At 65.9% G+C, this 10,103-nt stretch carries 9 protein-coding genes and 1 tRNA gene; 7 read left to right on the forward strand and 3 right to left on the reverse strand.

The window, feature by feature from the left end:
- The first annotated feature begins 156 nt into the window (after window positions 1-156).
- From AB0N03_RS08760 to AB0N03_RS08785, 6 genes are all read left to right on the forward strand, one after another.
- Window positions 157-243, forward strand: a tRNA-Leu gene (locus AB0N03_RS08760).
- Window positions 244-341: 98 nt separating this feature from the next.
- Window positions 342-809 carry an AbrB/MazE/SpoVT family DNA-binding domain-containing protein gene (locus tag AB0N03_RS08765; RefSeq protein ID WP_364367528.1) on the forward strand — a complete coding sequence of 156 codons (468 nt, stop codon included), beginning with the start codon at window positions 342-344 and terminating at the stop codon, window positions 807-809.
- Window positions 799-1,833, forward strand: a complete 1,035-nt coding sequence (locus AB0N03_RS08770; protein ID WP_364367531.1) for a site-specific integrase — start codon at window positions 799-801, stop codon at window positions 1,831-1,833. Before AB0N03_RS08765 ends, AB0N03_RS08770 begins: the two co-directional genes overlap by 11 nt.
- Window positions 1,830-2,507, forward strand: a complete 678-nt coding sequence (locus tag AB0N03_RS08775) for a DUF2637 domain-containing protein (RefSeq protein WP_364367534.1) — start codon at window positions 1,830-1,832, stop codon at window positions 2,505-2,507. Before AB0N03_RS08770 ends, AB0N03_RS08775 begins: the two co-directional genes overlap by 4 nt.
- A 389-nt stretch (window positions 2,508-2,896) precedes the next feature.
- Window positions 2,897-3,769, forward strand: coding sequence for a hypothetical protein (locus tag AB0N03_RS08780; RefSeq protein WP_364367537.1), 873 nt, complete (start codon window positions 2,897-2,899; stop codon window positions 3,767-3,769).
- A gap of 515 nt (window positions 3,770-4,284) precedes the next feature.
- The gene (locus tag AB0N03_RS08785) at window positions 4,285-4,875 is read left to right on the forward strand and encodes a DUF2637 domain-containing protein (protein WP_364367540.1); all 591 of its coding nucleotides are present in this window, start codon (window positions 4,285-4,287) and stop codon (window positions 4,873-4,875) included.
- A gap of 191 nt (window positions 4,876-5,066) precedes the next feature.
- Here AB0N03_RS08785 and AB0N03_RS08790 read toward each other — a convergent pair whose 3' ends face one another.
- The 3 genes from AB0N03_RS08790 to AB0N03_RS08800 all read right to left on the reverse strand — a co-directional run bounded on the left by AB0N03_RS08790 (window position 5,067) and on the right by AB0N03_RS08800 (window position 8,692).
- The gene (locus AB0N03_RS08790) at window positions 5,067-5,354 is read right to left on the reverse strand and encodes a hypothetical protein (protein WP_364367543.1); all 288 of its coding nucleotides are present in this window, start codon (window positions 5,352-5,354) and stop codon (window positions 5,067-5,069) included.
- Window positions 5,355-5,643: 289 nt separating this feature from the next.
- The gene (locus tag AB0N03_RS08795) at window positions 5,644-5,892 is read right to left on the reverse strand and encodes a hypothetical protein (protein ID WP_364367546.1); all 249 of its coding nucleotides are present in this window, start codon (window positions 5,890-5,892) and stop codon (window positions 5,644-5,646) included.
- A gap of 214 nt (window positions 5,893-6,106) precedes the next feature.
- A complete protein-coding gene (locus AB0N03_RS08800) occupies window positions 6,107-8,692 on the reverse strand; it encodes a DEAD/DEAH box helicase (protein WP_364367549.1) in 2,586 nt (861 codons plus the stop codon).
- A 418-nt stretch (window positions 8,693-9,110) separates the two neighbouring features.
- On the opposite strand from AB0N03_RS08800, the gene AB0N03_RS08805 reads away from it, so the two are divergent.
- The coding region (locus AB0N03_RS08805; RefSeq protein WP_364367552.1) for a hypothetical protein at window positions 9,111-10,103 on the forward strand (993 nt) is incomplete at its 3' end.

Raw genomic sequence — 10,103 nt, forward strand, 5'->3', positions numbered from 1 at the left:
GTCCGGAGCGTTACAGCTATCAAGAGCCGGTCCGCATCTTCGCTGAATCGATGCAGAGGGTCCAAAACTCGCCGATCATGCCAGAGCCCACACCGGCGCGGACCCAGACCCCCCTGAAGCCGGGCGCGGGGCAGCCGTATACTCTTTCTTCAGCAGGTCCGAGTGGCGGAATGGCAGACGCGCTAGCTTGAGGTGCTAGTGCCCTTAACGGGCGTGGGGGTTCAAGTCCCCCCTCGGACACCAAACGTGGTGAACTTTCACCAACTCTCTCACAGCAAGCCGGTCACCGATCATGGTGGTCGGCACTTTGCGTTCTGTAGCCACATCGCCCGATCGGGGCGGTGGTCGGCGTGATCGTGTCCCCTGTCATCCCCGCCACGGCTATGGACGGTCTCCTCGGCCAGAGCCAGTCTCCCGTTGCTGCTTTGCCGTTGCCGAAACCGCCGCCTGACCAGGCTCGATGCGGCCTGGAGTACGCGGTCGCCAGGATCAGTTCCTCGGGCCGGGTGTGTGTCTGGCCGTTGCTGGATCGGCTCGGTTGGCCGGACACCGTTCGCCTTACCGCGTCGGTGATCGGGTCGTCAGTTCTGCTGCGGCCGGACCCCGGCGGCGTCTTCACCCTGGGCAAGCGACGGATGGTCGTGTTGCCGATCGCGTTGCGGCGCCGGTGCGGCATGTCCACTGGCGATGCAGTGCTGCTGGTGGCCGATCCTGTCGGCGGAGTCCTGGTGGTGCACCCTGCGCAAGCCGTGGATCAGATGGTGCTGCGCTATCACGCATCGCTGGCGGGTGATCGTGATGACCGCTGACCCGATGGAGCTGGATGCGGCGCGGTTGCTGCTGTCGAAGATGGGCATCGCCCCGGCCGATCTGCTCGCCGAGACCCACGGGCGTCGAGTAGTGCCGACGTTCGCGGAGTACATCCCCGTGGTGGCGCAGGCGGTGTCCCCGGCCACTGCGCGGTCCTACCGTTCGTACTGGCGGCGCGTGGAAGAAGCATGGGGCGACCGGCGACTGGATGAGCCGTCGTCATCGGAGATCAAGCAGCTGGCCGAGGTGAGCAAGGCGAGCGCGGTGGTGCGCCGCAACTCCCGCGGCGGGCGGAATGCGGCGGAGAACTTCATCGCCGCGGTCCGGTGCCTGTACCGGCACGCGGTCGCTGACGAACTCCTGACCGAGGCCCAGAACCCGGCGCTGAAGGTGGCCAAACCCCGCCGGCTTCCGTCCCCACGCCGCGCACTCGCCGACCACGAAATGGTGGACATCAACACCGCAGCTGCTACCACCGGCGACGACCCGCACTTGGACACGCTGTTGCTGCGGTTGCACACCGAGACCGCGTGCCGGCGTGGGGGAGCGCTGGGGTTGCGGCGGCGAGACCTGGAGGAGACCCAGTGTCTCGTCTACCTCCGGGAGAAGGACGGCACCAGCCGCTTCCAACCCGTCTCGCCCACACTGATGGGCCTGCTGCTGGCCCATGCCACCGAGCGCGGCGGCACCCACCCGGACGCCCCGTTGCTGCGCTACCGGTCGGGGGAGCCGATCACCAAGCGCCGCTACGACCACCTGTGGGACCGCATCGGCCGGCAGGTTTCGGCGGTGCGGACGCAGAACATCTCCACCCACTGGCTCCGCCACACGACTTTGACGTGGGTGGAGCGGCGTTTCGGCTACGGCGTGGCCCATGCCTACGCGGGCCACTCCGACGCGTCCGACAGCGCCACGGTCACCTACGTCAAAGCCTCGGTCCACGACGTAGCCACCGCCCTCGCCGCTCTGACCGCGGAACCGCATCCCCTTGCTCACAACCATGCCCGCGGAGGTGTGTCATGACCGGCGCGAACCGATGGACTCCGGGCTTGGTGGTGCAGTGCGCCTGTACAGCGTTGGTCGCCCTCGGCGCGGCGTATGCGTCCTACCGGCATGGCCGGGTCTTCGCGCTGCGGTTTGGCAGCGACGTGACGACGGCGGCGATCTGGCCGCTGATCGTCGACGGCCTGTTGACGATCGCGACGGTGGAGTTGTGGAGGACCGGTCACGGCACGGGCCGGCGGGTTGCGTGGCTGGCGTTCGGGTTCGGGATCTGCCTGTCGCTGTGCGGCAACATCGGCTCTGCGGAACACCACACCGTCTTCAGCGTGATCGTCGCGGCCAGCCCGCCCCTGGCGTTGCTTTTGGCGGTGGAGTTGCTCAACCGGTCCCTGCGTCGCAGCCGGGACCCCGGCGAGACCACTGAGACACCCTCGATACCAGCTGAGGAGCCAGTCTCGGACGCGACTGAGCCTACGGCCGAGCAGCGGATGTGGGAGCACTACCTGGGCGAGCACGCCCGTGGCCGCATCCCCAGCGGCGCCGAGCTCGACCGCATCGCTGAGACCAGCAATTACGGCCGCCGCGTCTTGCGCACGTGGAAGGCGACCGGCCGGCTCGACGACCTCGGAAACCCGCCCCCGCCTCGAAGTCTGGTCTCGGTAGGCGACCTGACTTCGGACGGGGACGTCTCCTAGACAGGTCTGCTGTGAGATGTCGGGCGGAGTCTTCCCCACTCCGCCCGACACCTCACAGTCTAGAACAAGTGTTCGAAGTCGGGCAACTGGGCTCGGCATGCCGAGCCCACGGCGGTCCCGCACGTCGACTGACACCGGCGCTGCGATCGAAATGAATTCAGCGGCTCGCTCCCTCGAGACCGCACAGTGAATCAACCGCAAGCTGCTGAGACACAGCTCGAGCGTTGCTTCCTGCCTCCTGGACAAGGGGCTTGTCGCGGGTCGGTATCACTCCGAAGAGTGGATCTTGGCTTGCTCCTGCGGCGGGGCAAGGATCGGACACAGCAAGAGAACGAGCCGCACCTCCGACGCTGACCTGCAGTCCTGCCGGCCGAGCGAAGGAAGCCGCCATGTCCGAAACACGGAGTCGATCCACTGCGAACAGCCCACTGACCCTGCTGCAGCAGCAGTTCGCGCAGCCACACTGCGTTGCCCGATTCGACCGTGCTTTGCTCGCTTGGTCGGCGGAAGACTCGGCGCTGTCAGAGGTGGCATGCCACGAGGACCTGGTCATGGTGTTGTCCACTCGGGACTACAACCGCCACGACGACGTGCTTCACGCACTCCTCACTCGAGCTGCGGCATCGGGGACCTCGGGGATCACCGCTGCCGAGATGGTGGTCAACGCGATGCTGCCGGTGGTCCCGGGCATCGTCGGCCGGATCGTCCGCGCAGCCCGCACCGCGGCCGGCAGCATCGGGGCCCGCCGCGGCGTCACCGGCGGCGGGGTCTCGGCCGCGGAAGACAGCCGAGACATCCAGGTCTCGGTGCTCGGTCACCTGTGGGAGCAGTCTTGCTGCTACCCCCTACGACGCCGTCACCACGTGGCAGCGAACCTGATGCGCGAGACCCAGCGAGCAGCCCAACGAGACTTCGGCATCGACCACAGCCAGGCGGCAGCCGAGGTGATCAGCATGGACGACGACGTAACCCACCGACCACCGGCCGCGGCGCCGGTCGAGCCGGACGCATCCGAGGAGCTGCTGACCCTGCTGGCGTGGGCGGTGGAAAACGAGCGGCTCGACGAGCACGCCGCCACCATCTTGACCGCCCGCTACTTCGGCGACCCGATCGGCCGAGATGGCGTCACCACCGACCGTCAGATCGGCACACTGATCGGCCTCAGCCAGCCGACGATCACCCGCCACCGCCGACGCGCACTCGAGCAGCTCACCAAGGCGGCACCGGAATTCCCCGGCTGTATGTCACGCTGGGCCAGCTGAACAGCACGGGACAACTCACCTCCCACCTGCGGCGAAGGAGCATTAGGAGTAGGAGGCGGCACCGGTCCTCGCCCGAGTCGTCTGCGTTGCGAGTCGCAGGTGCCACGGCATCGTCGGGCCGGCAACCCGCTGATTAAGAGTGCCCACCTGCCTGTGTCGAGTGATGCCGTTCAAGGTCGTTTTCCTCGATCGATGGCGGCGGGGCGTGTCGGGAAATGCCGCTCGGTGTCGTCGCGTCCGTGCGTTCTCGGGCTCCCCTCGGGCTCGCAACTGCCGGGCAGTGTCACCCGGTCCGAGTCCCTCGCCAACGCCAGTTGATCGACCGGCGGACCAGACCGCGGAGGCTGCCGAGCGGGCGAGCACGGCGGTCCGGTGGTGACGCGGCTCAGGGACCGGCTTGCTCAGGACCTTGCTCTGTCGATCCAGTGCGTCTGCACCGGCCTGGTCGCCCTCGGGGCGGCGTACGCGTCGTATCGCCATGGACGTGAGTTCGCGCTGCGTTTCGGCGCGACGCGGTGACGGCGTCGATCTGGCCCCTGTTGGTTGACGACCTGCTGACGATCGCGACGGTCGAGTTGTGGAAGACCCACCGAAGCGGTGCCGCGTCGGGCCGGTGGGTGGCGTGGCTGGCGTTCGTGTTCGGCATCTGCCTGTCGTTGGTGGCGAACATCGGCTCGGCGCCGGTGTTGAGCGTGCTGCAGGTGACGGTGGCGGCGTGTCCCCCGTTGGTCTTGCTGCTGGCGGTCGAGCTGCTGAACGGTGCGCTGAAGCACCGGTCTCGCGAGACCGGCTCCGAGACCGCCGCTGCGGTTGCCGAGACGAGCGGTCAGGCTTCCGAGACGGGGCCGGGCGGCGAGACGGTGGCGCCGGTCGATTTGGTGACGGTCTCGTCGCTGGGCACGGCGAACGCTGATCGGACAGCTGAAGAGCGGATGTGGGAGTACTACGTCAGTGAGCGGACCTGTGGTCGTACGCCGACGGGGGCCGAACTGGATCGAGTGGCTGGTACACACAACTACGGGCGGCGGGTACTCCGGAGGTGGAGGGCTGAGCAAGACCGGCGGACTCCCTGCAACGCGGCCGTCGGGATGAGGCTCGCCGAGTGATAGGCCAGCTTGGATTGACTACCGTCAGGCGGTCGCGAGCGACCGGGCTCGGCGATCCGTCCGTGGCCCCCGGCCGGATCCTCGGGCGTGAGAATGTCGTTCCTGATGCGCCCCGGTTGGTGGCTGGTCTTCCCGGTAGGTGACGCGGCGTAGAGTTCAGGGACTCGGTCTGGACCTCATCTCTGACAGCGTCAGCGGGGGAGCAGGAAGAGAAGGTCTACCGCCACGATGACGGTAGGAACTGCGCCGAGCGCGACGCAGGACAAGCCGGCGAGCCAGATCGTTCGGCTACGCGTCCGCCGTGACAACCAGACCGCGAACACGCCGGCCAGCACTGTCCATTCCGCGGCCGCAGCGGACATGGTGAATGTCGTCTCGGAACCAGTCCAGTCTCGACCGCCGCGCGCCAAGGAGGCGAAGAGGAGTAGCGCGCCTGCAGCGGCGATTCCCAGCGAGATCAGGACGAGTTCCAGGGGCATGACTACTGTTTCGCCACGCGCGCACTCTGGGCGCCGTCTTCTCGCACGACCGGGCCAGTGTTGTCGCTCGGCAGCGTCCGTCTGTCCGGCACTGGTGAAGGGCACGACCGCGGTGACGTGGTGGGTTATCCAGCATTTCTTCAGATGAGGACGCAGTTCCATTTTCGGACCCGGCCGATGGTGGAGTGGTCCAGGTCGGGGATGTCTTCGATGAGCGCGACGTGCCTCTCCAGTAGTCGCAACGACCACCAGGCATACCCCGCTGGCGGCTGCGAGCACGCCAGGGCGATCAGCCGCGCCCCGATCTCACCGGCGACGGCACCGGTGGATACTCGCGCTGCTTGCGCTCGATCGTGGCCCAGATGCCGCCGCCAGTCTCGGCGAAGCGCTTGGCGACCAGCCGCAGCGCCTTACCCGAGACCTCGCACCGGGCCGCGATCACCTCTTTCGTGTCCACCTCACCGGCCGAGGTGTCCAGCGCGAGCAGCACCCGCGCCCGCATCACCATCGACGCCGGATGAACACCCGTCGTGGTCACCCGGACCAACTCGTCACGATCCGCGCGGCCAACCTGACAGGTCTTTTTCTGCTAGGGCACCACAGCCGTCCTTATCCGGCAGGGGAACGAACCGGCACGCAACAGCATCCCAGCCACGCATGCCAGAACTAAATAGCGACACTCTACTAGCCAGACCGATAGGTAATCATAGAATGCCAGCCTGTTCACGTGACCGCAGCGCTCTGCTCAGTCATTACCGATGGATCAGCAGATTGAACACCGGGGCCACGGTCAACCTTTCCCGAATCTGGGTCGGCAACAGGCCGTGGCGCAACATCGTCGTCGCCACGATCGCGCGCAATTCGTCCGCCGTGTTGCCAGCGCGAATCGCGAGGAGATCTTCCCAACCTGCTCTCGCGGCGTGCGCCAAGTCAGTCACTACGTGTGGTTCGACAACATGGACATGACGCTCTGCGCCCGCGATGCCTGTTTCGTTGACAGCGGGTTTCGGTGACACCATCACCGTCACGCTCCCTGCAGGAGGTGCAGGTTCACCGCGGTCGCTTGCCAGCACACGCAGCTGATCATTCGCCTGACGGATCTCCTTGTGCGCGATCTCTCCGGTCGGTTCATGGTCACTCTTGGCCTCGACCGCGATCCACAAGGTGTTGCCCCAGCACCATACGGAGTCGCTGCGGCCTTTACCGTCTGGCTTGTACGACTCTGCACCGATGAGACCGCCCAGTTGAGTGAGTGCCGGCTCGTAAGCGCCCGCCTTCCGTTGAGCCAGTCCAGTGACCATTTGCTCGACAGCTTTGTCATGCCTGCCTTTCGCGACGCCGCCAGCGAGCTTGGTAGCAATCACTCGCACGGCAACGGCGTCCTCCGGAGGAAGCGCTTCGCGGGGCGCGTCAGGCAGGGAGGCGAGTTCGCGGGTCCATGTTCCTGGCTTGGCCGCCGCTTCAGCCTGCGTGATCAATGCCCGAGATGTCCGGCGCGTGGCGGCATCCCCGCTGTCGTCAGCAGCCTGGTCCATCCACACGCCGGCGAGGTACAACCAGAACGCCCGATAGCCGCGAGTCGCATCGCCTCCGCCGCCGAGATCGCGAGCAGCATCCTGGCCACGCCGCGCAGCGTCAGCCCACCGTTCCTGGGCGGCCGATTCGCACGCCTCGATTTCAGCGTCCACAGCCTTCGACAGCGCATCGGTTCCATCGGGCAACTTGCGCACTGCCGACTTGCGTTGCTCGGCGAGCAACGGTTCGGCGTTATTCCGCCACGCATCGCCCTGTTCGAGGAAGACGCGCACATTCTCTAGGAAGTCCGCCTCAGTGGTCTCCCGGCTGTTCACCAAGCCGAAGCTGATCTCCGCTTGCAGCTCCGGAGCCAACGCCCGACGGGTCTCAGGCAACATCAAATACTTAGTCAGGTCAGTACCGAGAACAACAACCAGTGCCCAGTCATTGGGACCGCGAGTGCACCTGCCAGCTCCCTGCACGACTCGAGTTCTGATCCGTTCAGCCAGAGCGGTTCCCGCGCGCACACGTTCCGACAGAAACCGTTCCTGTAGGCTGTCGTGGTCGGGTACACCTTCGAGGACGACAGCACGACAAGCGTCGTTCGGCAGGTCGAGGCCGTCGTATCGATTGGCCAGACCACATGTTGCATGTGCGACCTGGACGAACGGGTCCATTCCCTCTTCGACGTGATCGATCGTCATCACGGGCCATCCCGCGGTGGCGAGTTCGGTGGCCCGGCTTTCTGCGGTGTCCCCGTCAGGAGCCAGCACGAGAGCCTTCCCAGCCATCTGCACGATCGCCCGGGTCAATGCGACGGGGTCAGCTTTGCCCACCAACTCTGGGAAAACGAAGTACCGGCGTCCTGAGCGTGGTGACGGCGTCGCTGCGGGTAGTGCCAACCGAGCGATGGCACTACGGCCGAAGGAGCGCTCCAGTTCCCCGCCGTTACCCAACGTCGCCGATAGGTAGAGGCGCTGTCTTGCATTGGAGAACAATGGATTGCGGTCCGTAGGTGGCGCAACCGGGCGGATCAAGATGCCGCTGTAGGTCACGTAGACTAGGCACGACTTCAGGGCGTGGCGGATCATCGAGTGGCGGAATGCTTGGCTGCCGACCAGCGTGGTGAGGGCGGCATCCACTGCCTCTACCATGCCCGGCTGGCCCAGGGGAACAGCAACTCGAACCTGATGATGAGCACCAGGATCGGGAGACGGGTCGCGCAGCCGCTGAAGGAGCATCCCGTCCAACGCCGACGCCACCGCATCCAGCAGGGCGAAGTACGTCGCCTCGTCTTTCGACCTTTTCACGGTGACCGCGTACTGCTCGCCGACGTACTGTTCACCGGCGTGAGCGTCGTCAAACAGCAACAGGTCGGCGAGGGGCAGCTTGGGGTTGCTGTTGAAGACGGTGCTGTACGTTGTCACCGCAACGGCCTCTGCGCCCGTGTAGCTCATCTGGGCTTCCAACGGCCAGTCATGGTGCGAGCCGATCAAGAGCGCGACCGGGATGCCCTCTTTCCCCGCTGTATGCGAGACGTAGCGGGCGAGTTGCCGGGTGGGACATGCGTAGGCCGTGCGGACCTGGCGATATCGCCGTACCCAGTCGGCGATGAGCAGTCCCGTGACGGTTTTGCCGGTGCCTGTCGGCAACTCCAAGGCCAGGTCCGGCGTGTTGACGTGCTTGCCCTCGTACTCACGCAGAATGTCGACTTGGTGCCCCCATAGTCCGGGGATGCCTAGAGGGGTGTGGATCAACTCGCTGTACAGCGCCTCTGGCGACGCGGGTGGGGGACTAGTAACTGCTCCACCTTTGAAGGCCACTGAGTTCTCCCACCCATCGAACGAGACGACACGGCGAACGTCAGGCGGTCCGCCCGAACCAGGTTACTCGGCGTGACGGTTCCACCAGCAACGCCCTGAGATGGATGTCAGCTGCTGCACCTCTCGGTGCTGTATTGATCATGGGTCTGCTCGTCGATGCGGTTTTGTTGATCAACCATTAGGGCGTTGACCAGGCGTAACGCGTTTGGTGAGCGTGTGGCCATAAGCTCGTCATCTGTATCGATCTTCCCCCCGAGTAGCCAGTTCGGTGCCGACGTGGGCGCGGGCCAGGTGGCCGTACATCCATTCGGGTGAACCGTCGGGCGTTGTCTGTAACGCAGGGATGCTGCAGCACGGTTGGACTCGAAAGAGAAACAGACCCTAAGATCGACAGCGAGATGAGTGGCGGGTGGCTTGGGTGAGCGAGCAGATGAATCTGTTCGAGGCTTCGGCGTCGGCAGTCGGCTACCTATACCAGCTCCGCAAAGCCCTTCTCTTCTGTGTCGAGCAGTCGAGTGCCGGGCCCGACTGGAGCGTTGCCGTCGAAGCCGGGGACGACATCGAGGTCCATGAAGGAGCCGGCAAGATCCTCTACCAGCTCAAGCATCGCGCCCCGGGAACGCGGGTCACCGACATGGCCACCGACCTGTGGAAAAGCCTCCGGATCTGGGCCACCGAATGGACGGCGCCCGGCGACGGTCAGGATCGACCCACCTTCTTCCTGCTCACGACCGCCGAAGCCTCCCCGGACAGCGCCGCCTACCACCTCCGGCCGCCGGGTTTGAACAGCCCCCGAGACGAAGCAAAGGCCCTTGAGTTGCTCGACCAAGCGCGCGGCCGCTCAACGAGCAAGACCAACAGTGCTGCCTACGAGGTGTGGGACGCGCTGTCAGCCGAACAGCGTCGTGGCCTACTCGAACGGGTTCATGTTCTCGACGCAGCGCCTGACATCGAGGGGACAACCCAGCGACTCCTCCGCCTAGTGGGTCTCGCCGTGGGCAGGGAGCACGCGAAGGCTTTCCTGGAGCGCCTGGACGGATGGTTCTTCCAGAAGGTCATCGCCCAGTTGCGTAACCGCTCGGCCGGGCCAGTGACAGGCTTGGAGTTCGACGAGATGTTCAGTGACCGCCGTGACGCCTTTCGTCCGGACAACCTGCCGATCGACGACGACGTGGAGGAGATGGACGAGGCGGGCATCGACCGCGCGGATCAGATGTTCGTTCGCCAACTGCACCTGATGGGAATCGGCGACAACCGGGTTCGACGGGCCGTCAGCGATTACCTGCGGGCGTGGGGCCCCGGGGGGGGGGGGGGGGTGGGGAACCAACAACGGCCCCGGGGGGGGGGGGGGGGGCGGGGCCGGGGGCGGGGGGGGGGGGGGGGGGGAGAGGGGGTGAAAAAAAGGGTAGGG

The sequence above is a fragment of the Amycolatopsis sp. NPDC051061 genome, assembly GCF_040682935.1.
In the GTDB taxonomy this organism is placed as follows: Bacteria; Actinomycetota; Actinomycetes; order Mycobacteriales; family Pseudonocardiaceae; genus Amycolatopsis.

Coding starts and splice junctions, on each gene's coding strand:
- AB0N03_RS08790 (WP_364367543.1), bottom strand. CDS start 5,354: ATGCCCCTGGAACTCGTCCTGATCTCGCTGGGAATCGCCGCTGCAGGC.
- AB0N03_RS08775 (WP_364367534.1), top strand. CDS start 1,830: ATGACCGGCGCGAACCGATGGACTCCGGGCTTGGTGGTGCAGTGCGCC.
- AB0N03_RS08780 (WP_364367537.1), top strand. CDS start 2,897: ATGTCCGAAACACGGAGTCGATCCACTGCGAACAGCCCACTGACCCTG.
- AB0N03_RS08770 (WP_364367531.1), top strand. CDS start 799: ATGACCGCTGACCCGATGGAGCTGGATGCGGCGCGGTTGCTGCTGTCG.